Raw genomic sequence first — 24,447 nt, 5'->3', positions numbered from 1 at the left:
CTGCGATTGCAGTAAGATCGAATCAAGCGTACCTATAGAAGAGTGTCTATAGAAGAGTGTCTATGGAAGAGTGTTTATGGATAGGTATCCAGGAAGAGTGGCGATGAAGATACCACCTACGGAGAGGGGAATGGCCGATGATGAAGCTGCACAGCCTGCTCAGCGACGGGATGGTGCTGCAAAGGGACACCCATGTGCCGATCTGGGGAACGGCCGGGAGCGGTGAGGAGATCCGGGTCAATTTTCTTGGCAAAATATATCATGCTGTAGCGGATACAGACGGACGCTGGCGGGTTGAGCTGGAGAAGCTGGAGCCGGGCGGGCCGCATGAGATGAGGATCTCGTCCGGCCCCGAGGAGCTGGTTATCCGCGATATTCTGATCGGCGATGTCTGGGTGCTCGGCGGGCAGTCCAATATGGAGCTGCCGGTGCGGCGGACGCTGGATGTGCTGGCCCAGGAGGTGGCCGGTGTCGATCTGCCATTGATCCGGCAGTTCGCCGTTCCCCAGACTTATCATTTTCACGGTCCGCAGCGGGAGCTGCAAGGGGGGCGGTGGATCGCAGCTGATCCGGAGCATGTGCTCAATTTTAGCGCGGCCGGGTTCTTTTGTGCCCGGGAGTTATATGAACGATATCAAGTGCCGATGGGGCTGGTTCAGACGGCGGTAGGCGGGACGCCGATTGAAGCCTGGATTAGCGAACAGACGCTTAGAGACATTGGCGGCTATGAAGCCGTGCTGGAGCAGTGCAAGGACGATGACTATATAAAGGCAACGATACGCCGGGACGAAGAGCGCAGCCTCGTATGGCACAGTCATCTGAACGATACGGATCAGGGGCTGCAGGAGGGCTGGTTCCAGGCCTCCTGTGACACGGCGGATTGGGAGCCTATTGAGGTTCCCGGTTCCTGGGCGGGTAGCCGGCTGGAGCCGGTGCGCGGCGCGGTCTGGTACCGCAAGGAATTCGATGTGCCCGCCTCCATGATGGAGGGCGAAATCCTGCTGAAGCTCGGAACGATTGTCGATGCGGATGATACATACATTAACGGGGTGTGCATCGGCAGCACGGGCTATATGTATCCGCCGAGACGCTATCCTGTGCCCAACGGGCTGCTTCAGCCCGGCAGAAATACGATCGCCGTTCGTGTGATCAGCAATCAGAATACCGGGGCTTTTGTACAGGACATGCCGTATAAGCTGGTGGGCGGCGGGGAGGAAATTGACTTGCGCGGCGTGTGGCGATACCGGATTGGTACGAGCACCGAGGCGCTGGAGCCGAGTACTTTTTTCCACTACAAGCCTTCCGGCGTCTATAACGGCATGATTTCGCCGCTGCGTGATTTTCCCGGTGAAGGGCATCCTCTGGTACCAAGGCGAGTCCAACACTGGGCGGCCTGCCGGATACCGCGATTTATTCGCGGCCCTGGTGCGGGATTGGCGGTGCAATAGGGGGAACGGCGAGCTTCCGTTTATTTATGTGCAGCTGGCCAATTTTGGCGAGGAGGACGATACCCAAGTGAATTGGGCGGAGCTGCGGGAGGAGCAGCGCAGAAGCCTGGAGATCCCGCAAACCGCGATGGCAATTACCATAGATGTTGGGGAATATAACGATCTGCACCCGCAGGATAAGAAGACGGTGGGCCAACGGCTCGCACTATGCGCCCGAAAACTGGCTTACGGCGAGGAGCATCTGGTGCACAGCGGACCGATGTTCGCAAGGATGGAGCATAGCGGGGAGACGCTAATTCTGCATTTCGACCAGGTCGGCAGCGGGCTGACCGTACGGGCGCGCGGCGAACAGACTGTGCCCGGCGAACAGAACGTACGGGGTGGCGAGCAGACTGTATTCGGCGAGCAGACCGTTCCAGGCGACGGCAGACAGGCTGCGCAGGGCGACGGTGAGCAGACTGTGCAGAGCGTCGGCAAGCAGACCATACCGGGCGGGAGTAATCACACTATAAAGGACAACGATGAGCAGACTGTATCCGGCGAACAGCCTGCGCGGGCTGCTGACTGCGAGCTCAAGGGGTTTGCGGTATGCGGAGCGGACGGCCGCTTCCTCCCGGCGCAGGCGGTCATTTCCGGCGATACTGTGATCGTCTGGCATGAGGAGATCCGGCAGCCTGTCCATGCCAGGTATGCATGGTCGAACAATCCTGCGGGGGCGAATCTGTATAATCGGGAGGGTCTTCCGGCTTCGCCGTTTAGCACGTGCGGAGACAGGGGATCAGCCTAAAAATAAAAAACGGACACCGGGGTGTCCGTTTGGCTATATTCTATTTATACTCGCCCGTATATTTCGGAGATACCAGCTTGACGCCCGTGGCTTGCTTGAACTTTTGAACGCGTGCATTCTTAGCTGCCTCGATGCTGGCCAGACCCAGCTTGTCTAATGTAGCCATCGCTTCACTGTAGAGAGATTCGAACTCTGCGGCGTTCTTGGCCAGAATCATCTTCGGAACGATCTGCGCCCAGTAGACGGTGATCTTGGCTTCAGCGTTTGCTTCCTTGGAGCCCGGCTCATAGGCGTCGAAGAGGTTGCCTGAATCCAGGACATCGTTGCTGTACATGTATTTGGCCGAGCCGTAGAATAAGCCGTCCATATATTGGGTCTGCTCTGTCTCTTCGGCTTCCCTCACATGCTTAAGCCATACCTCGTTCGTCAACCACCAGATCGACTCGAAGCCCCACTTCTTCGTAGCGGCGTTCCAATCTGCGTTAAACTCCTGATCGATCTCCGGATTGCGCTTGTACTTGCCATCGGCGGTAATTGTAAACGTCTCGCCCTCTTTCCCGAAGAAGCTGGCTGCATGGCCTTGCTCGCTGTACAGGTACTCCAGGAATTGAATTGCCCGGTCTGCGTGCTTGGATTTCTTGTTCACGAAGGTCAGCGTCCAGCCTTTGTTCAAAGATCTCGGATATTGAGGCAGCGTACCTTTATTGGACTTGATGGCATCGATCGTTATATATTTTGCATTCGGATCCGAGAGATACAGCTGGCTGACGGGCGTCGTATAGTCGGCGTAGCTGCCGATCTTCATGAAGACGGCGCCCTGCGTCATTTTCTCTTCAATTTGATTGCGTGCACTGGTGAAGTTCTCCAGAGACAAGAGCCCTTCGGAATATAATCGATTGGCGAACTCCAGCACATGCTTGAATTCCTCCGTTCTGCGCAAGTCAATGTAAGAACCATCCTCCGCTTCCGGCACCGCACCAAAGGAGCCGGCCAACACGCCTAGGGAATCATTGATATATTTATCCTTGTCATCGAAATACAGCGGCAGTACGGTCATGCCATTATATTGAATATTCGCTTCCTTCACTTTTTTCAGGGCCGCGATGAAGGAATCCTCCTGCTGCAAATCCTCTACCGTAATTCCTAATTGATCCATGATGTCTTTTCTTACGATAATCTGGCCATTAGAGCGTTCGTTGTAGAACTTCTTGACGTCGGGATATTGCTCCAGCATTTCAGGCGACACGTAATAGTTCGGAATCGCGTAGAAGTTCCCGTCTGCTTGTGTATACCAATCGACCATCGTCTCCGGCAGAATCGTAGACAGGTAAGGATCGTACTTCTCCATTAATTCGTTTAGCGGAGCTACCATCCCGCTACTCATCAGCGTCTGGATGAGAGAAGTACTGTTCCAGCGGTCGAGCGTAATGATATCCGGAAGATTGTTGGTCGCCATCATGACGTTGAATTCCGCGTTCACATCGTTGCCCGCATGAATGAAGTCGACGCTGACCCCGGTTTCTTCGGTGATCAGTTTATCCACGTAGTTATTTTTGGCGTCCCACTTCTTGGAGTAGCCCGCCACTCCGGTGTACCAAGACAGGGACACGGGCGAGGTGTTCGATTTCCAGCCAGGCTCGCTGGCAGACTGGCCTGCTGCTTCCGGAGAAGAATTCGATTCGGCCGGTGTGCTGTTGCCCGCGCCTTTTGAGCAGCCGGTAATCATGACCGCTAGAGCCAGCGCAATCGCCAATAATCGCAGTGATGCTTTGTTCATTGTATTTCCCCCTATGTGTAGAATAGTAAACCTAATATCATCAATCCTCAAATGCCGCTTAACCTTTGACAGAACCAATAAGCATTCCTTTAATAAAGAACTTCTGTACGAAAGGATAAACCAGCACAATCGGCAGTGATGCAGCAACCATGGCAGCTAACTGTAGGGTGGTGGTCGTGACTGAGCCCTGCGCCGCTCCGAGGGTGCCCGACATATTCGCAAGCAATAGGGCTGCCTCCGTGCTCTGAATCAGCTTCAGAATGTACAGCTGTACGGTCTGCAGGCTGTCGCCCTGGGTGAAGATCATGGCATCGTAGTAGGCATTCCAGTGTCCAACTGCCGTAAATAAAGAAATGGCGGCAATAACAGGCTTGGACAGCGAAAGAATAATGCGGAAGAATATGGTGTACTCGCCTGCGCCGTCAATTTTGGCCGACTCGATCAATGCTTCGGGAAGCTCGGCGAAATAAGAGCGGAACAGTATCACATTCCAGAAGCTGAACAGCGTCGGAATAATAAAGACCAGGAAGTTATTATAGAGCCCCAGCGCATTAATCAGAATGAAGTAAGGGATCAGGCCGCCGCTCAGATACATGCTCATCAGCCCTAGTGTCGAATACAGCCTTTTAAATTTCAGGTTCCTCCGCGAGAAGGCATAGGCGAACATGGCGGTAAAAAGAACATGAGTGACGGTCCCGATCACCGTTCTGGATAAGGTTACAACGAAGGATTTCACTAATGCGGTATCGCTGAACAGCGCGCTATAGTTATCCCATGTGAACTGCCTTGTCCATAGATACACGCCGCCCTTGGCATAGTCGAGGCCATCATTGAATGAGCCGATGACGGAATACCAGAAGGGATACAAGGTGAGCACGATTAAGCAAGCCATGATGAATACGTTGAAGATATTGAACAGCCGGTTCGGCCATGAATGATCTCTAACCATAGGTACCTCCCTAAAAAATCCCTTTCCCGGTTATTTTCTTAGCAATGAAATTAGCCAGGTACAGCAGGAATAGCGCAATAACGGTCTTCATTAATCCGACGGCCGTCGCATACTCCATGCGGAATTCCCGCAAGCCGACCTTGTACACGTAAGTGTCGATGACCTCACTGGCGTCAATGTTCAGCGGGTTCTGCAGGACGAAGAACTGGTCAAAGCCGCTGTTCAGAATATTGCTGATTGAGAAGACGAGCAGGATGACGATCGTGCCTGTGATCGCCGGCAGAGTAATATGCCAAATGCGGCGGAACCGCGAGGCTCCGTCCATATAGGCCGCTTCATACATCTCCTGATCGATGCTGGCAATCGCCGCAAGATATAGAATAGCCCCCCAGCCTAATTCCTTGACTAAATTCGTAAGCACCGCCAGCAGCCAGAAGTAATCCTTCTCCGCAAGAAAATGAATCGGCTCGGAAATGATGCCGAGGTTCACTAGCAGGTAGTTCAATACGCCATTGCTTGGCGACAGGATATTGATGATTAATCCCCCGAAGATGCTCCAGGAAATAAAGTGCGGCAGATAAGTGATCGTCTGCGTCAGCTTCTTGAAGCGCGGGAAGGTGAGCTCATTCAGGAACAGCGCAAACAGGATTGTGACCGGGAAGGTAATGCAGAGGCCTAATAAATTGATCCCGAGCGTGTTGCGCAGCATGTTCCAAAAGTTAATATCCGAAATAAATTCTTTGAAGTTCGCTAATCCGACCCATTCCGACGAGAAAATCCCCTGGATTCCCGTGACGATGTTGTAGTCCTTAAAGGCGATAATGACGCCGTAAAGCGGAATGAACGTGAAAATCAGAATAAACAGGATGCCCGGGATGATCATCGATTGGAGTGAAAGCTGGTCGCGATTGCGGGAGGATCTTTTCTCTCGTGCCAAAGCAAGATTTGATTTCGCTGTAGAAGCCTCCGAGTCTGTCATCTCTCTCTAAACCCCTCTCTCTTTTTGCTGTATAACTAAATTGTAAGCGCATTATTTAAGGGGAAACAGGACTCAGGTTTGCGAAAAGGTATCATTATTCGTCATCAGAAAATCACCTATCCACTGCAAAAAAACCTTCACATTCGCCGCAGCGAACGTGAAGGCTGGAAATCCCCTATGAAGACTGAGAAGCAATATGTAGCACCATAAATTACCGGTTATTTCATGAGCTTCTGGTATTCCTTCGGGCTCATACCGCAATAATTTTTGAATACACGGGTGAAGTTTTTTGGATTGCTGTATCCCAATGCGGAAGCGACATCGCAAATTTTGACATTGATGCCGTTCAGAGCTTTCTTGGCATAGTCCATCCGCTTCATCGTGACATAATCCTGAAAATTCACCCCGGTGCTCTCTTTAAACAATTTGCTGAAATACGCGTAGCTGACATTGCAGTAGTTGGCGATCACAGCCATATTTATCTCGCCGAGCAGCTGATCATCGACGTACTTCTTGGCGATTTCTACCATATCATAGCTGCGGATCAAGCTCTGGCGCGCCTCGATCGTTTGCAATATTCGCGATATGAGGTACAAGCGCAATTGCTCGCTCTGTTCAAAGGCAGAGAAATCCTGCTTCTGATGGGGAATCCAGCGGATGGCCTGCAGGATCGCATCATAATTGCTCCGAATGCTGTCCAGAGTGCTTCCTCTTAACGATTCATCATTGAAGTATTTTTGAATATAGGGGAGCACCCGATCCTTCCGGCGCATATCGATGATTTCGGTCAAAATCCTCAGATCCGCAGGCGCGATAAGGCGGTCCTCCCTTGTCAGAATATCGTCGTAAAGCAGGATGGACCGCGGTTCTGCAGTCAGCTTGTAGCTGAGTACTTCTAATGCGCTCAGATATGCTTGCGCCAGCTCTGTCGCCGCCAAGACTGTCTTGCCCACGGCAATCACGATAGGGAGCTCGGGATTGCTTCCCAGGAATTGCTCCAGAACCTGCTTGACCGCGGAGCTTCCGTCCTGCTGCCCAGCGTAGTTGATCCATACGACAAGATCATTCTGTCTATTGTAGAACGCATACAGCTTCATAGGTAAACGATCCGTGTCCGGCTTGGTTAAGAGGGCATCCCAGTCGGCAACTAATGACTCCGCGTGTGAGGCGGAATGCATGGGGGAGAGGATCGCAGCCGCCGTATCCGGATAAGGCAGGCTGAAGCCTAATTCAGCAAATACGCGTTCCAGAGCATGCTCATCCTGCTCGGCGCTTTGGAGCACCCAGTTCATGCTTCTGCTGACTCTCTCCATCTGGGTTAGCTTCTTCTCCGATTCGCCCTTCTCGTGCTGCTGCTCCTCCTGCCGCAGTTCGCGGACAATCTTATCCAATACCTCCAGCAGCTCCTCCGAATGGGCCGGTTTGAGCAAGTAATCGCGCACGCCCAGCTTGAAGCTCTCCTTGACGAGGTGAAAATCATCATATCCGCTAATCACGATAATTTTATGCCCGTGCTTCCCTTGCAGCTGCTTGATCATTTCAATTCCGTCCAGCACCGGCATATTCAAATCGGTGAGTATGATTTGCGGATTCTCTTTATTCATGATGGACAGCGCCTCCGCGCCATCCTTGGCCATCAGGATTTGTCCGATATGCTGAACCTGCAGGTACGCGACAATGTCTCGAAGTCCTTCGCGGACGATTTCTTCATCGTCGACAATAAGCAGTTTATACATTCCGTATTGCCTCTCATTCATAGGGTAATTTGATCTGTACATATGTATAATCGTTCTTTTTGCTCTCGATGGCGATATAGTAGGACTCCCCGTAATACAGACGCAGCCGGGAGTTGATATTATACAGCCCGATGGAGCGCTCGGGCGCATCCAGAGCGGGAGCGGATTCTTCATAATGAAGCGGAGCCTGAAAATGCTCGTTAAGCGTGTTCATCTTCTCCTCGCTCATTCCCGCGCCATTGTCGATGATATCGACCCGTACCTGCTGCTTCAGCACATAGCAGTGAATTTGAATCTGCAGCGAATCCCTATAAACAGTCTTCCCGTATTTAATGCTGTTCTCCACGATCGGCTGCAGCAGGAATTTGATCACTGGATAAGACTTGAGCTCCTCTGAAATTTCGACATCGAGCTGGATGGACTGGCTGCTGCTTAGTGACTGGAGGCTGACATATTTGCGGATTAGCTCGATTTCCTCCATCAGCGTAGTGTGCAGAGTATTGCTGCTGAGATTGTACCGGAGTATTTTTCCGAAATCGGCTATCCGGTCTGCCGTGCTGAACATGCGTTCCTTGATGAGCTTCATGCGGAAAATATCCAGTGTATTGTAGATAAAATGCGGATTGATTTGATATTGCAGCGCCTGGATCTGCGCTTCCTTTCTTAACCGCTCCTTCATGACGATGCGTTCGATCAAGTGATTATTCGTCTCGATAAGTCCGTTGAAATCCTGCGCGAGCTGTCCCAGCTCATCCGGCTTGGTATCGCTGATTCGCAAATGGGAGTTGCCGTTGATGACCTTCCTCATCGTCGATACGATACGGTTCAGCCGCAGGAAAATCGTCTTGAACATGAAGTAGCATGTCACGATGAGCAGCATCACGCTGAAAATGATGAGCAGCAGCTGGTTCAGCATGCTTTTGTGAATCGACTCATTCAACTGCTCCAGGGATACCTTGTATACGAAGGTCTGCTGTATGGCATCGAAGGTCCTGTACAAATAGAGATGCTGATCATAAATGAAATGCGCTTCGGATTCGGTCAGATGCTGCTGCAGAATCTCCGCTTCAGCGGCTTCATCGACATCGGCCGCAGCTAGCGCAATTTTCTGCTCGTGGTATAGGAATTGCGTAATATCCGACGGGTAAGCGCCTTCATTCATGCTAAGCAGACGATCTTCGGCAACCATGACCGCGACCAGTCCCAACAATTCGCGTGAAGGGGAGTAAAGCTTGGTCAGGAGCGTATATTTACTGCGGTCGGAATTCAGGGAGCTTGGCCCGAGCTGAAGGTCATCCGGTCTGAGCCACATTTGCGTCTCATTCTCCTGTACCATAAAGGCTTGCAGCCTCGTATTGGCGGCCTGCCTTTTCAGATGCAAGAAGTAAGGCCAGGATTCGGGGATATGATCATTCATCATATAGATGCGAATGGAATAGTCGTCGGTTTCCGTAAAGGCAGTCGCATATTTAATAATCGGAATCACGCTGTCCAGGTATTGGCTGAGAAAGTCCGCCTCATCTCCCAGGAAGGGGTCGTTTATGAACGTAATGATTTTGCTGTTCTTGCTGACGATCTCGGTTAAGTCATACGCCATATCAATCCGGCTTTGAATTTCCTGCGAAGCTTGATCGAAGGCGTGCGACATATTCGAAATGAAGCTGTCCTGAATATTTTGCGTCGATTTCTGGCTATTCCAGCTAAGGATCAGGGACAGCAGGATAAAAGGAATGGTGTACATGGTGATCATTTTGACCATGATGCTGTTTTTCTTGATTTTGAATAACATAGCTGCACTCCTAATGGAACAGAAATGGGGTTATTGCAATTGATGTCTATAGGCATATGCATTTCTGTAGCTTCTTGGTGTTACCCCGTATTTCTTCTTGAAAATCCGTATAAAATAGCTGGCTTCCATCCCCAGCCGATGAGAGATTTCCTGAACGGAATATTCCGGATTGCCTTCGAGCCAGGCCGCGGCCTGCTCCAGGCGGATGCGCTGCAAATAGGCGTGGGGATTGATCCCGTAGGCTTCGCGAAAGATCCGCTGAAAGTGCTGGACGGAGTAGCCTACAGCATGGGCGATATTGGAAATGTGCAGATTCTCGTCATAATGCTGCTTCATGAATTGGACGGCCTGGTCCAGCGCATCCTGCGACGCTTTGAGCGGGTTCGGCAGGATGGGATGCTTATGGCTAATGACGTGCTCGGACAAAAGAAGCATGAATTCATATAATTGAACGGAGAGCTTCCCCTGGATTCCGGGGGAGTCGGCAATACTGGCCTGCCAGATCGTCGTTAATTTATGGTTCAATACATCAAGGGCCGCCGGGTTGAGCGGAATGCTGGTCATGAATGGGAGGCCGAAGCCTTGAATCATAGACTCTACGGAGGTGCCGTGAATGCCGATGAACCCCAGAAGCCAGGTTTCGCCCGGGCCGGGATAGTACTCGTGGGCAGCCTTAGCTGGCAGCAGCAGGGCATGATTGGGAGCCAATACGAGCTCTTGATCATTGCGAAAGCGAAATGTACCATATCCGCCAAAGCTAATGAAGCATTGCAAGGTCGGATATCCCAGCGGCCTGTACTGATAGTTCTGTTCATGCAGCCCGCAGCTATATAGCGCTAAAGGCAGCTGATAAGTAGATGGATTCGGAAACAGTCGAAAAGGCATCAGCATGGCGTCTTCTCCAATTCATCCTGTAATGGGTCTAACAGTCTACTACTTATATTCTTAAACCTACTTGGAGAAAAGAACAATAGCTAAATCGCGGGATGTTCATTTTATACTATTTTCCATCCTTTTTTGTCCTAACTTATCTTCGCTGAACTTTCTTAGAATGGGGATATCATAGGGAGAAGGATTTGAGAAGATGAGAGAAAGACTGAGCATGGATAAAGATTGGCGCTTCCATTTAGGGGATCCGTTTCAAGTAAAGGAAAGCAGCCATAAGGCCGTATACGGCCTTTCCAAAGCGGGTGGAAGCCGGGGACCGGCGGGGATGGAGTGGAATGACAACGAGTGGGACACGGTGCAATTGCCGCATGACTGGTCTTACCGGCAGCCCCTTGATCGCGAGAACGGGGTTCCGGACTTCGGCTATTATCCCCGCGGGATAGGCTGGTACCGCAAAAAATTCAAACTGGATCCCGCTGATCAGGGGAAGCAGCTGCTTCTGGAGTTCGACGGGATTGCCACGCATGCTACGGTGTATTTTAACGGAAGCATCCTCGAAAGGAACTTTTGCGGATATACGAGCTTTACCGTGGATATTACCGATCGCGCCTATTTTGGCAATCAGCCGAATCTGCTCGTCGTGAAGGTCGATGCCACCGTATCGGAGGGCTGGTGGTACGAAGGGGCGGGAATATACCGGCATGTCTGGCTAACGAAGACCGCGCCCGTTCATATAGCTCATCGCGGCATATGGGTGAATCCGATCAGGGAAAGCGCCTCCCGCTGGCTTACGAATGTGGAGACGACGATTAGGAATGAATGGGAGGCTGCTGTAGAATATCAGCTCATTTCCCGTGTCGAGCAAGCAGACGGCGATATCGTGGCGGAGGAGCTGACAAGCGGCAGCTGCGAAGCGGGACAATCCATCGTGGTTACGCAGGGTCTTCCGCTAGAGCATCCGGCGTTGTGGGACGTGGACGCCCCTCATCTCTACAAGCTGCACTCTATTCTTGTCGTGAATGGGGAAGAGGTGGATACGACCGTTACGAATTACGGATATCGCACCATCCGCATCTGCCCCGATACCGGCTTCTATTTGAATGATAGGCCGCTCAAAATAAAAGGCACATGCAATCATCAGGATCATGCGGGAGTAGGCGTCGCCCTGCCGGACGGAATCCAGGAGTATCGCATCCGGCGCTTGAAGGAGATGGGCAGCAATGCGTATCGCTGCGCTCACCACAATCCGACGCCGGAGCTCCTGGACGCTTGCGATCGGCTGGGGATGCTGGTCATGGACGAGAACAGGAACTTTGACAGCTCCAGGGAGGGGCTGCGGCAGCTGGAAAACATGGTGACCCGGGACCGCAACCATCCATCCGTTGTATTTTACAGCCTATTTAATGAGGAGCCTCTGCAAGGGACGCCGATTGGACGTAAAATGGTGAAACGGATGATTCGCGCCGTGAAGAAGCTGGATCCTACCCGGCCGATCCTAGGCGCTATGCATGGCGGAGTGATGGAGGACGAGGGGGCTGCTGATGTTACTGACATCGTAGGCTTCAACTATATGAATGGCGGATACGACAAGTTCAGGGAGAAGCATCCGAATCAGCCGGTCATCGGCTCCGAGACGGTCAGCGCCTTTTCGACCCGCGGCAATTATATCAGCGATGACAGCCGGCAAATATTCGACAGCTATGACCGGGAGAAGGCCAGCTGGGGGAACAGCGCAAGAGAGTCGTGGAAGACCATCAATACCCGTGATTTTGTCATGGGCACCTTCGTATGGACAGGGTTTGATTACCGCGGTGAGCCTACGCCGTATGAATGGCCGAGCGTCAGCACCCACTTCGGGATTATGGATACCTGCGGCTTTGCCAAGGATTCCTATTACTTATATCAGGCATTCTGGCTGGATGAACCGGTGCTGCACATTGTAGGTCACTGGAGTTGGCCTGGCCAAGAGGGGCAGCAGGTCAAAATCATGACGCATACGAATTGCGACGAGGTTGCGCTGTATCTGAACGATGTCTTCATCGATCGGCAGCCTATTGAGATTTACGAGCAATATGAATGGGATGTCGTGTACGAGCCGGGGACCTTAAGGATGGAGGGATATAAGGGCGGCCAGCTCGTCAAAGCAGCGGAGATCCAAACGGCAGATGAGGCTCATACAGTACGCGTCGAGACTCAGAAGCTGGCTTTATCCGGCGACGGCAGGGATGCGATGGCGGTTAATGTCTATGCGGTGGATGGGCAGGGCCGGTTCGTTCCTACGGAGCAAAGCAAATTGTCCTTCTCTATTGAGGGAAGCGGGGTCATCCTTGGTGTAGGCAATGGAGACCCGAACTGCCATGAGCCGGACCATGATGCAGAGCGCAGCTTGTTCAACGGATGCTGCCAGCTTATTGTCCAAAGCAAGGCTGGAGAGGAGGACATCGTGCTAACGATCGAAGGTGACGGATTGCAGCCCGCATCTCATGTTATTCCTGTTCAACCTGCTGAGGAGCCGCCTTTCGTCCCGTCCGTAGATGAACGGTATATCAACAACTGGCTGATCACGCAGGAGATTGCTGCAGAGCACCCGGACCCGAATGTGACGATTCATCCTACGGACATGAACTCGTGGGAGATGGTTGATGTCAGCTTCGGCGCCCTTCAGAGGCTGCGCGGCGCCAGCGGCTATGTTATTTATCGCAACCAGGCACCGATATCGGATATAGAGAGAGCGGGGCGGCCTTATCTCTGGTTCCACTCGATTAGCGGTAATATTGAAATTTATGTGGATGGCAGGCTGCAGCTGAAGAAATTCTTGCCTTGGCCCGAGAATCTGGAGGTTCCGCTGCAGGGAGCCGAACTGCAGGATCAGGTCACGATTTCTGTGTTAATCGGAATCACACCCGAGATGTACAGCCCGGGCATTCAAGGCTCGGTCTCCATCCGCACGAAATAGAAGCTATATTTTCCCGATGCATCCCTTCGGCGACTACAACGGCATGATGACCTGGATTGAATGGCCATTTTATAGCTCATATAACAAGAGACAACTGCTTCGGCAGTTGTCTCTTTATTTATAAATCCCAGGTGTCAAATACACGCAGGCTTTATTTAATGTCTCGGCGCAGGATCGCCCCGCGGTCCAACTCCTGGAATAGATCCTGAGTGGGATGCATCCCTGTCTATCATACTAAAATGGATGACAGGCTCACGGCTTCAGGCTATGCAGCAGTCGAGCCTCCTCATCGCGAGAAGCGGGGCTTATTTCATCACTTTGGCAAGCTCCGTGAAAATAACTCCGAGCGCGTAAGCGCCCGCATCCGGATAACCGATGCTGCGTTCACCTACGGCGCCTGCTCTTCCCATGCGGGCTACGATTTCCGCGGTCTTCTGAGCGCCCAGCACCGCCGCTTCCGCAGCCTTGTTCGCCGCAATCTTCATATCGTCGCCCTGTGCAGCGCTCTGTGTCCAGGCATCCGCGAACGGTACGAGCGCATCAATCAAGGTCTTGTCTCCGACAACAGCTCCTCTGCCGAAGGATCTTTCGCCCGTATCCTGGATTCCTTTAACGACGGCCTGCATCATATCAGCGACCTCCTGGACGGACAGCTCCTGCTTCCGCTGGGCGGATTTGCTCGCAGCGCGGAAGCCCGATCCCCAGATCGGCCCGGAGGCCCCTCCGCAATGCTCCATAATAACCAGCGAGCACGCATCAAGGAAGTCGCCGATATCGCTGAGATGATGAGCCAGGATATCCTCCCATTCCGCCTTCAGCTGCTTGAAGCCCTTGGCGACGCTCATCCCGAAATCGCCGTCCCCGGCGTGGGAGTCAAGCTCGCAGAACGGCACCTCATTCTCGATAATGACCTCGCTCATCTGATCGATCAGGTAGACGATATTGTGCAGCGACAGGCGGTTGTTCTTGATCACCGCGGCTCCGGCATCCGTGTTGTTCTTGAACGACACGGCGTCCGGCGCCTTCTCCTCCCGGATCACCTCGGTATAGTTTACAGGGGCAAATGGACCCTTAACCGACAATGCCGGCGTATCGCATGGCGCAGACAGCCATTTCTTCAGCGTCTCGTCCAGCTTCATTATCGTGACCGATGCGCCGGCCATATCGATACTGGTCATGTAGTTGCCGACGAAGGCCTTGAAGACCGTCTTGTTCCTGGCCGTCAACTCGCGCATCACCGAATTGTTCAACAGATACAGCTCCTGCAGCGGCGTGCCGCCGAATCCGTTAATCAGCACGGCAATTTCCTGCTGATCCTGGTCATTCATCTGCAGGCTGTCCAGCAAGGAGGCAACCATCCGCTGCGCCAGCTCATCTGCAGGCACGAGCTTCTCTCTGCGTATTCCCGGCTCCCCGTGAATGCCGACGCCGTATTCCATCTCGTCCTCTTCGAGATGGAACGTCGGGGACCCCTTGGCAGGCACGGTGCAGGAGGTATACGCGAAGCCGATGCTTCGCACTTGGTTGACTGCATGCTGGGCCGCTTCCTTCACCTCTGGCAGGGACAAGCCGGCTTCTGCCGCCGCTCCGGCTACCTTATGAACGAGCACCGTCCCGGCAACCCCTCTTTTCCCTACCGTATAGAGGCTGTCTTCGACGGCAATATCATCGTCAACCTTGACATAATCGACTTGAATGCCGTCCTCGCTGGCCAGATGGGCCGCATTCTTGAAGTTCATGATATCGCCGCTGTAGTTCTTGATAATGAGCAGGGTACCCTTGCTGCTCGCGGAGCGGCGGATAGCTTGATAGACCTGGATTTGGGACGGGGAGGCAAATACGTCGCCGCATACAGCGGCATCCAGCATCCCGCTGCCTACAAACCCGGCATGAGCCGGTTCATGCCCGCTTCCGCCGCCGCTGATCAGCGTCACTTTGTCGGGATTGATCTCTTTTTTGGAAATCACTTTGAATTTCGGGTTGAAATCCAGTTCGGGATGCGCCAGTACAAGCCCGTTGCACATTTCCCGAACCAGAGTTTCAGGCTTGTTCATGATTTTCTTCATCTCAGATCTCCTTTGTTCAGTTTATATGGGCGGCCTAATGATCAGCGGCCATAATCGCTGCGGCTGCCGCCTCCTTCACAATCGGAAATGGCCTCGAAGGGATGGATTCCTCGGCAATGTAAGCCTCTTTCGCTGCCTCAAGCAATTCCTCGTGGTCACATGCTCGATTCCGATACCCGCCAGGCATACAGGCAGGCGATCGAGAGTCAGAAGTCCAGCCCCTCCTTCAGCTCAGCCAGGTAGGCCTTTTCAAGCATCAACGGAGCAATCGTACTGAAGGCGACCTTCTCTCTATGATAATAATGATGCGAACCTTCCAGCGCCGTCAAGCCGTTAAGGATCGCTTGAATCGCTGCCAGGCTGCCGCTCTCGGAGCCTAATCCCGATAACAGAATGTTTGTTTCAATGATATTCTCGAGGGCAGGCGTAACGATGTTCTGGCCGCTGGCCAGCTTCGCCCTATACCCGTTCTCAAGCAAAGTTCATAGCATAGCTTGGCCAGTCCCAGCGCCGTGACCGTTCTCTTGGCACTGCCGCAGGCGCCCTCGCGAACACCGCATGGCAAGCCCGCACTGACATTGGAATACGAAGCTGCCGTTGCTCTTGCTTCAAAATAAGTGGAGAGTACATCTCCCATCCCAGCCACGAGGAATCTCGTTCGACTCCAGCTTGTCTTTTACACGTGATACCTCGTCGGGATGCGCGATTAGCAGTGCAGAATCACCGGATGTTTTTACAAAATAGCCTAGATTCAAAAGCTCGTTCGTCTTCACCTTGCACATATTTCATCGGGCTGATAAACGCCCTTCTCATTTTTGCATACCTCCTCGCTGAATATATTTATTATTATAGGATGGGCTATTTTGGGGGGCATGAAACAAGAAGGACGAATTAAAGCGTTTTCTTATCGTGTTTTTTTGAATAGGAGAATATTACCATGTCCAAGTCCCGGTTCGATTTAGAAGAAATCATTGATTTGGAGAAACGGGAGAAGCTCCAAGTGATGCTCGCGCCGGACTGGAAGCCGTTCGCCAGAACAAGCCATATATTTATTTAGAGGAAGCGATTTAGAAGCATACCACGGTCAATTTATACAAGAAAGCGCTCATCTCCAATATGGATGCCCCCGTCTCCGTCGAAGCTTTCGAAAAACCGGACCGGGCGATCCGCAAAATCCAATCGATACAGCAGGAACTGTCGGAAGAGCTCATCGATACTAAATTAAAGAAGGGGGCAAGCGGTACGTTGCTTCGAATACTATGCTGCAGCCCGCATTTGATTATATTTATGCGCACAAGAATGAGAACTTGTTTGTCGGGTGAGTTCGGTGGCTGCAGAAGTGGCCGCCTCGCGTATAGTTTATGAATGAAGTTGAATTTTTGGGGCTTGATCTTAAAAATGAGCCATTTCCCTAGGCATGTGAATAAAGTAAGATCGAACCAAGGGCGAATTTGTATAACAGGGAGGGGCATCCGGCATCGCCGTATAGTACAAGCGGATGTGACTAAATGAAGCAGCCTCTAAGTTTTCGAAGTTATTGGATAGGGGTCCTGTATCTTCTAGACCGGATAGAGGTTTATAAATTTATGGGCGGCAACAGCAGGGGAAAGATCGCTGTGCCATCGATTGCTCCGGCGGTCTTGCGGACCGTAGATCCGCTATTTTCCCAAAAAAACGCAAATTCCGAAGTCAACGGACCGCAGTTCCGTTATCAAGGGAAAAGTGGGGCAAAGCGTGTTCATATAGGCTGAATAGCGGAACCAGGGTCCTTTCAGCATATCAAATTCGCTCAAAAAATCGGAATAGCGACCTGTGTGTCCGTTAGCGTCAGGCCCGGCAGATCATGACTTTCCCACATGGACCTCCTCTCCAATAAAATTCAAGCAGCGTGGAGCTTAGTTAGCTCCTGTTAGGGCTTTCAAATATAAGTTATACTAAAAGAAAACTAACGTTAGGAGAGAGCGTATGAACCTATTCGATAAGTGGCTGAATGAATCCCGGGTTATAGAGAAGGAGGGTCTGCTCCAAATTCCCGCGCCGGGGAACACCGATTTTTTCATTCATCCGGAGACCGGGGAAATCAAGAACAATGCGCCGTTTTTCTATACCGACGTCCAGGGGGATTTTGTCCTGCGGGCCAAGGTAAGGCATGATTTCATATCGACCTACGACGGGGCAGCGCTGTTTGTGATGGATCGGGAGGACCGCTGGATGAAGCTCTGCCATGAATATACGGATTTTGATACATATGCCGTGGTCAGCGTCGTTACGGACGGCCGGTCGGATGATGCCAACGGTCAGAGCCTGGCGGATCAGAGCGTATGGCTGCAGATCGGCAGAAAGGGCAACGCGTTTGCGATGCATTATTCCACAGACGGGATCCATTACCAGATGGTCAGAGTATTCCATATGAAGGCCTCCGATACACTAAAGGCCGGGATCGTCTCTCAATCGCCGACGGGTAAAGGCTTGATCAGTGATTTCTCGGATATTCAGCTGGAACGTATAACGATGCAGAATATCAGGGCCGGGAAGTAAGTATGGGTGTCCATGAAATGTAATCGCTTTAACCCTACTAATGTTCAAATGATAATATTTTGTCGGATGAATAGATATCGTGGATAAAAAGAAATAGGGAGAGAAGAAAGTGACGAAGAGCAAAATGGGAGTTCCATTAGAGGGCTTTGCTGAATTTAGCCGGAAAGCTGCCGCAGAAGGCGCTGTGCTGTTAAAAAACGAAGGGCAAGCCCTTCCGCTGAAGGACAAGGAAACCGTTGCAATTTTCGGCCGGACCCAGATTAATTATTACCGAAGCGGAACGGGCTCGGGGGGCAGCGTGAATGTTGCTTATACGACGAACCTGCTGGACGGTCTGCGCAGCAAGAAGAACATCATCGTGAACGAGGAGCTGGCGGCCGTATACGAGAGGTGGATCGAGCAGAATCCGTTCGACAACGGCGGCGGAGGCTGGGCGGCTGAGCCCTGGCACCAGAAGGAGATGCCCCTGACCGAGGAGCTGGTTCGCGAGGCGAGGAGCAAATCCGGCAAGGCGATTATCGTCATCGGGCGCACCGCGGGCGAGGATCAGGATAATGCCGATGAGCCGGGCAGCTATCAATTGACCGCTGAGGAAAAAAATATGCTGAAGCAGGTGACCGCTTATTTCGAGCAGACAATCGTCGTGCTGAACGTATCGAACATCATCGATATGAGCTGGATGGATGATGCGGATTACGTGCATCCGATTCCCTGCGTCATCTATGCCTGGCAGGGCGGCATGGAGGGCGGCAATGCCATCGCGGATGTATTGGCCGGCGACGTGACGCCAAGCGGCAAACTGACTGATACGATCGCTTATTCCATTGACGATTATCCATCGACCCGCAATTACGGGAGCGAGTTCAAGAATCTCTATCAGGAAGACATTTATGTGGGGTACCGTTATTTTGAGACATTCTGCCCGGATAAGGTGCAGTTCGAATTTGGCTACGGCTTGTCTTACACGGAATTCCGGATTGAGCCAGAGGAAGCGAAGCTGGCAGACAAGGAAGGGGAGCCCTGCATAGAAATCAGCGTAACGGTCACGAACACGGGAAGCGTCTATGCCGGCAAGGAGGTCATTCAGGTCTATTATGAAGCTCCTCAAGGCCTGTTGGGTCAGCCGGCCCGGGCATTGGCCGCATTCGGCAAGACGAAGGAGCTTGCGCCCGGCGAATCGCAGCGCTTGACGCTGAGCTTCCCTGTTCATGCGATGGCTTCGTATGATGATGGCGGCGTGACTGGCGCTCCTTCCGCATATGTGCTGGAGGCCGGGGTGTATCGATTCTATGTCGGAAATAGCGTCAAGAATGCGGTGCAGATCACGCTTGAAGGAAAGGACGGCTACGGGGTGGAGGCGCTTCAAGTGGTGAAGCAGCTGGAGGAAGCTCTCGCTCCGACGGAGGACTTCACCCGAATGAAGCCGGGGGCCCGGAAGGAAGACGGCTCCTATGAGCTGACGTTCGTGGCCGTGCCGAAACGGAGAATTTCCCTGGCGGAGCGGATTGAGAAGAATCTGCCGCCGGATTTGCCGCAAACCGGGGATCGAGGCTATAAATTAAGGGATGTTCATGACGGCAAGGTGAGCATGGAGGCCTTCATCGCCCAGTTGAGTGATGAGGACCTGGCGACGATCGTCCGGGGCGAGGGCATGAGCAGCCCGCTGGTGACGCCGGGCACGGCATCGGCCTTCGGCGGAGTCAGCGACCGACTGCTTGGCTTCGGCATCCCGGTCGGCTGCACCGCCGATGGTCCTTCCGGCATTCGGATGGACAGCGGGGATAAGGCGACCCAGGTCGCGATCGGCACGCTGCTGGCCGCGACCTGGGATGTGGAGCTGGTCGAAGAGCTCTACGTGATGGAAGGCCAGGAGCTGCTGAGGAACAACGTGGATACGCTGCTCGGCCCTGGGCTTAATATTCGCCGCAGTCCGCTGAACGGGCGGAATTTCGAGTACTTCTCCGAGGATCCGCTCCTTACGGGAGCGTTCGCCGCAGCCTGCACCCGGGGAATTCTCAAAGGGGGCTCCAATGCGACGCTGAAGCATTTTGCCTGCAACAATCAAGAGAAGCACCGGAGCAAGGTCGATGCGGTCGTATCCGAGCGCGCGCTGCGGGAAATTTACCTCAAGGGCTTTGAAATCGCCGTGAAGGAGGGCGGAGCGAATTCGATCATGACCTCGTACAATCCGGTCAACGGGCATTGGGCCGCCTCGAACTATGATCTGAACACGACGATTCTTCGCGGGGAGTGGGGCTTTAAGGGCATCGTGATGACAGACTGGTGGGCGGTCATGAATGATGTGGTCCACGGCGGCCCGGCGGATCGGAAATATACGAACTACATGGTCCGCGCGCAGAACGACCTCTATATGGTCGTTACCAACTACGGCGCCGAGGTCAATGCGTATGATGACAATACGCTCGAGTCGCTGGAGAAGGGCATGCTGACCCGCGGGGAGCTGCAGCGCTGCGCGATGAATATTTGTGCATTCCTGATGCAGGCTCCGGTGTTCTCGCGGAAGCAGGAGATCGTTGAGACGGTTCATGCCTTCAAGGCGAATCCCGCTTTGGCCGCAGAGCAGGCGCAGGCGGTCCAGGAGCTGTCCCGCGATGCACAGGTTAAGCCAGCGGCTGCGGGGCGGACCTATATGAAGGTGGATCAGGCCGGACAGTATCGGATCATCGTCAACATCATGTCCCCGGAGCCGGAGCTGGCGCAGAGCGTATGCAATGTCATGCTGAATGGCCAGCCGATGGTTACGATTCAGACGAACGGAACGGAGGGCAAGTGGATCCGGCAGAAGCTGGTGAAGGTCGAGCTGGAGGCAGGCCTGTATGAGCTGACGCTCGATTTCCTCAAGCCGGGCCTGCAGATCGGCTGGATCGAGTTTAATCTGATCGAAATCTGATTTAAATCGAGGCAAGGCACGGTACAGCAAGGTAACATGAATAGAGATAAACGGTACATGAATAGAGATCATTAGGCACAAAAAAATCCGGGAGGTTGTTATCATCCCGGATTTTTGTCGTCTTTGCACGCATCCACAGACGCATCCACAGACGCATCCGCTGTATGATTCAAGATTCACGTGGAAACGGAATTATGCTCCTCGATCGCCTGCGCCGAGGATTCCCGGTCGAAGAGCAGCAATAGGAAGGCCGCGGCCGCCATAACCGCACAGGCTATAAAAACGACCCGGAAGTCGAACCATTCCGCAATGCTGCCGGCGATAATTCCCCCCAGCATATTGCCGATAACCGAGGTGTTGGAATATAACGTGGTTGCGGTTCCCGGCTCTTGGGGAAGCAGGTCCTGGAAGTAACTGATGCCCAGCCCCATGATGATCGACACGGTGACAGCGCTCAGGAACTGCATGGGAACGATGGCCCATACGATAGGGGTGGCGGCAACCAGGGCGTAATAAGCAATCGCAAAGATGGCGCCGATCTTGATCAGATTGGATTTGCGGTATTTCGCCGCCAGTAAGCCTACTCCGATCAGCAGCGGAATCTCCACGGCCGCCGCTACGCTGAACAGCAGCCCTACGTCGGATTGGCTGCCCTGCAGCGTCCGGGTGACATAGAGCGGAAGGTTGACCAGGCTCATGGCCGAGGCTACGCTAAGCAGGATGAACGAGCTTAATACTCCAGCAATGCGAGGCTTCAGCAGAAATTTCCGCAAGTTCACAGGCGGTTCATTTCTCTGCACGTTCTCCTGGCGGTTCGGGTTCTTCAGGAACACTAGAACGAAGACGAGTACGATGCCATAGGTTGCAGCTGCGGACAGGAACAAGCCTTGAAAGCCGGCCGAGGTCAGCAGCAGGGCTGCAATCGCCGGGCCGATGACCCAAGCGAGAGAGAAGAACATTCTTAATGTATTGATGGCCATGTCAGCTTGCTTCGCGCCGCTCCGGTTCACTTCCTCACGCGCATATGCGAACATTTGCGGGAATGCGGACGAAGCCGTCCCCAGGCATAGAAAGGCAATGATCAGCAGAGCGTAATAGCTCCGGACGTAAATGAACAGTATGTAACCTATGATCGCCGCGCTAACCGAGAGGATAATCACCCATTTTCTTCCCCAATATCTGTCGGACAGCCTTCCCAGCACCGTGCTGATCAACACGCTGGAGATGGCCGTAATGCTCATGAAATACCCCAGATAAGAGGGCGACATTCCCACCTCGTCTACGCCGAATAAGGAGAGGAAGGGATAGGTAAAGGAAATGCAAATCCCTAGCAGCAGGGTCGAGACGATAAGAATGCCGTAGTTAGGGATCGTGAATAAAGCCAGTACTTGTCTTAGCTTGTGCATTGGCTTCCTCCTCCTCCTCGCTTCAATGCTTGATTGCAGCGATACGAATTCTTTTGTAATCCGCAGACCAGGTCTGGCCGTCGTAGAGAAGCGGCTTCGTTCTAGCCATAATCAACTCATACGCCTGCTGCTTCTCCGCTTCGGACAAGCCGCTGAAGAAATCGCCTGTAAAGGAGGCGAGCCAGTGGCGAAGTCCGTTCTCCCCGTCCTCCAGAGGTGTAGGCCGGTCGAAATGCTCGGCATAGGTCACCCGGAATCCCTGATTTTCCAGCAAGGTGCTGTATTCGGCTATGCTGGGGAAGTACCAGGGATTTCGCACCCTGGCATCGGAGACGCCCAGGTCCTCTTCTAGGACGGCTATGGTATTCTCCGTGATGATGCCGACGTTCCCCTTGCCGCCGAACTCGGCTACGAATCTGCCGCCCGGGCGGAGGCAGCGATAGATCGTCTCTGCCACATTCTGCGCATGCTTCATCCAATGCAGAGCCGCGTTGGAGAACACGGCATCGAATGCTTCCTCCGGCCGGTAGCTCTCAGCATTGGCGGTTATGAACGAAATATGCGGGTATTTGATTCTGGCCTGCTGAATCATTTCACCGGAGTAATCCATCCCCGTAACTGCAGCGCCAGCCTGGGCAATTTCATTGGCCAAATCTCCGGTCCCGCAGCCTATGTCCAGAATACGCTCGCCCGGCTGGGGGTTCAGGATAGAGAGAATTCCCTTGCCGTACTGCGAGACATAGCTTAGCTTCTCATCGTACAGATCCGCATTCCACTGGTTGATTGAGCTCATGTATGCTCCTCCTTTATCGGCGCGCCGTAATCAGCTTGCCTCCATACTCCATATCGGGCGATCTGCCTGTAGATCGTATCCTTTTGCGAACAGCACGGCGAAGCGTAGTACATCAGGTCGTACTTGGTTTTGGCGCACAGCAGCGACAGCGAGGTTTGAAAATCACCGGACTCATCCATGACGAACACGACCCTCTCATCAGCCTCCTGAATGATCTCGTTCAGGCGGGACTCGCTGACTCGCGAATGAAGGGTGTATACGCTTACAGGTCCCCTGTAGGGCAATTTCCCATGGGCTGCGCGCACGGCGTACTCAAACCGGAGATAGCTGTCGAACCAGAATAAGCGAATGTCCGGATTGAAGAAGAGCTCGAGCAGTTGGAGCAGCTGGACATCGATGGACGGATGCAGCTTCTGGAAGGTGTGCAGATTTCTCAGCCAGCTCCGGTAACGGTCCTCGTTGAATTCACTGGGATGGTACATATGGTAAATGAGCGCATTCTTTGCATAAACGAAGGTGAGCCCCTGTTGATACAAACGGTAGGCCAGCTCGCAATCCTCGAGTCCCCAGCCCTTGAAATCTTCATGAAACAAGCCGGCTTCTTGGATGCTCTGGCGACGCACAGAAGCATTGCAGGTAAAGAAGAAGTACCAGACGGTCTCCAGATTATTCATTTTCTCCGAGAAGGCATCGACGGCAAGCAGACGGTCTGCCGGGGTCTGCTCCGGCAGCAGATCGTACCGGAACCCTGTTCTCAGCTCCTCGAGATCGATTTCATTCGTGGTTAAATAATTGCGGAAGCCAATTACCACGAGATCCTCCCGCTCCTGATGATACTTCAAATGCTCCTGGACGAAATGCGGAGGCACCAGATGGTCGCCGTCCAGGAATAGGACCACCTCGCCCCCGGCCTCGGCCAGGCCGAGGTTCCGGGCCGCCGCCCGGGAGGAAGCGAGCGTCCTGTCGATATAGAAGTATTTCAGCTCATACTTGGGGGCGAGCTCCTGTATGGCTTCACCTGTGCCGTCATTCGAGCCGTCGTCCACGACGATGACCTCGAAGCTGTTGCCCTCCTCCAGAACCTGATGGTTCAACGAAATGAGGCAGGGAATGATCAGATTGACACTATTATAAGTCGGCATGATAATGCTGGCTTTCATCGTATTCCCCCTTTAAAATGCGCGTCGGAAGTGCTCAGCACCGTCAGCATTCGCTCGATCAAGCCCTTTTCCAGGTATGCGGCCTCTTGAAGAATCGCAGTAAAAGATACCGGTTTCGATTCTAGCGGCCAGGACAATTTTATTGAAAGGCTTGAGTATGGATTCAATGGATATCATTCGGGTCATCGTTACGATCCAGTATGAATATATTACTTGCTAGAAAAATGCTTAGCAACGGCTATATTTGTCGTTTTTTGGTAAATT

The 24,447-nt window shown here is 52.9% G+C and carries 15 protein-coding genes and 1 pseudogene; 5 read left to right on the top strand and 11 right to left on the bottom strand.

What is annotated here, in order from left to right:
* The first annotated feature begins 137 nt into the window (after positions 1 to 137).
* Both BN2762_RS10980 and BN2762_RS10975 read left to right on the top strand, forming a co-directional pair.
* Positions 138 to 1,448, top strand: a complete 1,311-nt coding sequence (locus BN2762_RS10980; protein WP_055107043.1) for a sialate O-acetylesterase — start codon at positions 138 to 140, stop codon at positions 1,446 to 1,448.
* Entirely contained in the window at positions 1,336 to 2,235 is a 900-nt protein-coding gene (locus BN2762_RS10975) for a sialate O-acetylesterase (protein ID WP_083484878.1), read from the top strand. The genes BN2762_RS10980 and BN2762_RS10975 overlap by 113 nt, the downstream gene beginning before the upstream one ends.
* A 40-nt stretch (positions 2,236 to 2,275) precedes the next feature.
* On the opposite strand, the gene BN2762_RS10970 is transcribed toward BN2762_RS10975, so the two are convergent.
* The 6 genes from BN2762_RS10970 to BN2762_RS10945 all read right to left on the bottom strand — a co-directional run bounded on the left by BN2762_RS10970 (position 2,276) and on the right by BN2762_RS10945 (position 10,356).
* Complete coding sequence (locus BN2762_RS10970) at positions 2,276 to 4,012, bottom strand: extracellular solute-binding protein (protein ID WP_055107041.1); 1,737 nt, start codon at positions 4,010 to 4,012, stop codon at positions 2,276 to 2,278.
* Positions 4,013 to 4,070: 58 nt separating this feature from the next.
* A complete protein-coding gene (locus BN2762_RS10965) occupies positions 4,071 to 4,961 on the bottom strand; it encodes a carbohydrate ABC transporter permease (protein WP_055107040.1) in 891 nt (296 codons plus the stop codon).
* A 10-nt stretch (positions 4,962 to 4,971) separates the two neighbouring features.
* On the bottom strand, positions 4,972 to 5,940 hold the full coding sequence (locus BN2762_RS10960; protein ID WP_055107039.1) for an ABC transporter permease: 969 nt from the start codon (positions 5,938 to 5,940) through the stop codon (positions 4,972 to 4,974).
* A gap of 218 nt (positions 5,941 to 6,158) precedes the next feature.
* Positions 6,159 to 7,676 (bottom strand): response regulator, encoded by a 1,518-nt coding sequence (locus BN2762_RS10955; RefSeq protein ID WP_055107038.1) that lies wholly within the window; start codon positions 7,674 to 7,676, stop codon positions 6,159 to 6,161.
* A 13-nt stretch (positions 7,677 to 7,689) separates the two neighbouring features.
* A complete protein-coding gene (locus tag BN2762_RS10950; RefSeq protein ID WP_055107037.1) occupies positions 7,690 to 9,465 on the bottom strand; it encodes a sensor histidine kinase in 1,776 nt (591 codons plus the stop codon).
* Positions 9,466 to 9,495: 30 nt separating this feature from the next.
* Complete coding sequence (locus BN2762_RS10945; RefSeq protein ID WP_055107036.1) at positions 9,496 to 10,356, bottom strand: helix-turn-helix transcriptional regulator; 861 nt, start codon at positions 10,354 to 10,356, stop codon at positions 9,496 to 9,498.
* Positions 10,357 to 10,549: 193 nt separating this feature from the next.
* Here BN2762_RS10945 and galA point away from each other — a divergent pair, with 193 nt between their 5' ends.
* Positions 10,550 to 13,309: a beta-galactosidase GalA gene (gene galA, locus BN2762_RS10940; protein WP_055107035.1), complete on the top strand. Its 2,760-nt coding sequence runs from the start codon at positions 10,550 to 10,552 to the stop codon at positions 13,307 to 13,309.
* A 305-nt stretch (positions 13,310 to 13,614) separates the two neighbouring features.
* On the opposite strand, the gene dhaK is transcribed toward galA, so the two are convergent.
* On the bottom strand, positions 13,615 to 15,375 hold the full coding sequence (gene dhaK / locus BN2762_RS10935) for a dihydroxyacetone kinase subunit DhaK (RefSeq protein WP_055107034.1): 1,761 nt from the start codon (positions 15,373 to 15,375) through the stop codon (positions 13,615 to 13,617).
* A pseudogene (locus BN2762_RS10930) lies at positions 15,372 to 16,188 on the bottom strand (hypothetical protein). The gene dhaK and the pseudogene BN2762_RS10930 overlap by 4 nt, the downstream one beginning before the upstream one ends.
* A 1,152-nt stretch (positions 16,189 to 17,340) precedes the next feature.
* Here BN2762_RS10930 and BN2762_RS10920 point away from each other — a divergent pair.
* Positions 17,341 to 17,913: a DUF1349 domain-containing protein gene (locus BN2762_RS10920; RefSeq protein WP_055107032.1), complete on the top strand. Its 573-nt coding sequence runs from the start codon at positions 17,341 to 17,343 to the stop codon at positions 17,911 to 17,913.
* Positions 17,914 to 18,037: 124 nt separating this feature from the next.
* Positions 18,038 to 20,824, top strand: a complete 2,787-nt coding sequence (locus tag BN2762_RS10915) for a glycoside hydrolase family 3 C-terminal domain-containing protein (RefSeq protein WP_392391590.1) — start codon at positions 18,038 to 18,040, stop codon at positions 20,822 to 20,824.
* Between the two features lie 176 nt (positions 20,825 to 21,000).
* Here the strand turns inward: BN2762_RS10915 and BN2762_RS10910 are convergent, their stop codons facing one another.
* Genes BN2762_RS10910 through BN2762_RS10900 form a run of 3 tightly spaced genes read right to left on the bottom strand, consistent with a single transcriptional unit; the run spans position 21,001 to position 24,183 of the window.
* Entirely contained in the window at positions 21,001 to 22,230 is a 1,230-nt protein-coding gene (locus BN2762_RS10910) for a sugar efflux transporter (protein ID WP_055107030.1), read from the bottom strand.
* A gap of 22 nt (positions 22,231 to 22,252) precedes the next feature.
* On the bottom strand, positions 22,253 to 23,023 hold the full coding sequence (locus BN2762_RS10905) for a class I SAM-dependent methyltransferase (RefSeq protein WP_187386507.1): 771 nt from the start codon (positions 23,021 to 23,023) through the stop codon (positions 22,253 to 22,255).
* A complete protein-coding gene (locus BN2762_RS10900) occupies positions 23,020 to 24,183 on the bottom strand; it encodes a glycosyltransferase family 2 protein (protein ID WP_055107029.1) in 1,164 nt (387 codons plus the stop codon). Before BN2762_RS10900 ends, BN2762_RS10905 begins: the two co-directional genes overlap by 4 nt.
* Between the last annotated feature and the right edge of the window lie 264 nt (positions 24,184 to 24,447).

The organism is Paenibacillus ihumii, assembly GCF_001403875.1.
Classification (GTDB): domain Bacteria; phylum Bacillota; class Bacilli; order Paenibacillales; family Paenibacillaceae; genus Fontibacillus; species Fontibacillus ihumii.
This window is presented reverse-complemented; position numbering and strand designations above follow the sequence as displayed.

Coding starts and splice junctions, on each gene's coding strand:
- BN2762_RS10945 (WP_055107036.1), bottom strand. CDS start 10,356: ATGCTGATGCCTTTTCGACTGTTTCCGAATCCATCTACTTATCAGCTG.
- galA (WP_055107035.1), top strand. CDS start 10,550: ATGAGAGAAAGACTGAGCATGGATAAAGATTGGCGCTTCCATTTAGGG.
- BN2762_RS10960 (WP_055107039.1), bottom strand. CDS start 5,940: ATGACAGACTCGGAGGCTTCTACAGCGAAATCAAATCTTGCTTTGGCA.
- dhaK (WP_055107034.1), bottom strand. CDS start 15,375: ATGAAGAAAATCATGAACAAGCCTGAAACTCTGGTTCGGGAAATGTGC.
- BN2762_RS10920 (WP_055107032.1), top strand. CDS start 17,341: ATGAACCTATTCGATAAGTGGCTGAATGAATCCCGGGTTATAGAGAAG.
- BN2762_RS10905 (WP_187386507.1), bottom strand. CDS start 23,023: ATGAGCTCAATCAACCAGTGGAATGCGGATCTGTACGATGAGAAGCTA.
- BN2762_RS10915 (WP_392391590.1), top strand. CDS start 18,038: ATGGGAGTTCCATTAGAGGGCTTTGCTGAATTTAGCCGGAAAGCTGCC.
- BN2762_RS10955 (WP_055107038.1), bottom strand. CDS start 7,676: ATGTATAAACTGCTTATTGTCGACGATGAAGAAATCGTCCGCGAAGGA.
- BN2762_RS10910 (WP_055107030.1), bottom strand. CDS start 22,230: ATGCACAAGCTAAGACAAGTACTGGCTTTATTCACGATCCCTAACTAC.
- BN2762_RS10965 (WP_055107040.1), bottom strand. CDS start 4,961: ATGGTTAGAGATCATTCATGGCCGAACCGGCTGTTCAATATCTTCAAC.
- BN2762_RS10950 (WP_055107037.1), bottom strand. CDS start 9,465: ATGTTATTCAAAATCAAGAAAAACAGCATCATGGTCAAAATGATCACC.
- BN2762_RS10900 (WP_055107029.1), bottom strand. CDS start 24,183: ATGAAAGCCAGCATTATCATGCCGACTTATAATAGTGTCAATCTGATC.
- BN2762_RS10970 (WP_055107041.1), bottom strand. CDS start 4,012: ATGAACAAAGCATCACTGCGATTATTGGCGATTGCGCTGGCTCTAGCG.
- BN2762_RS10980 (WP_055107043.1), top strand. CDS start 138: ATGATGAAGCTGCACAGCCTGCTCAGCGACGGGATGGTGCTGCAAAGG.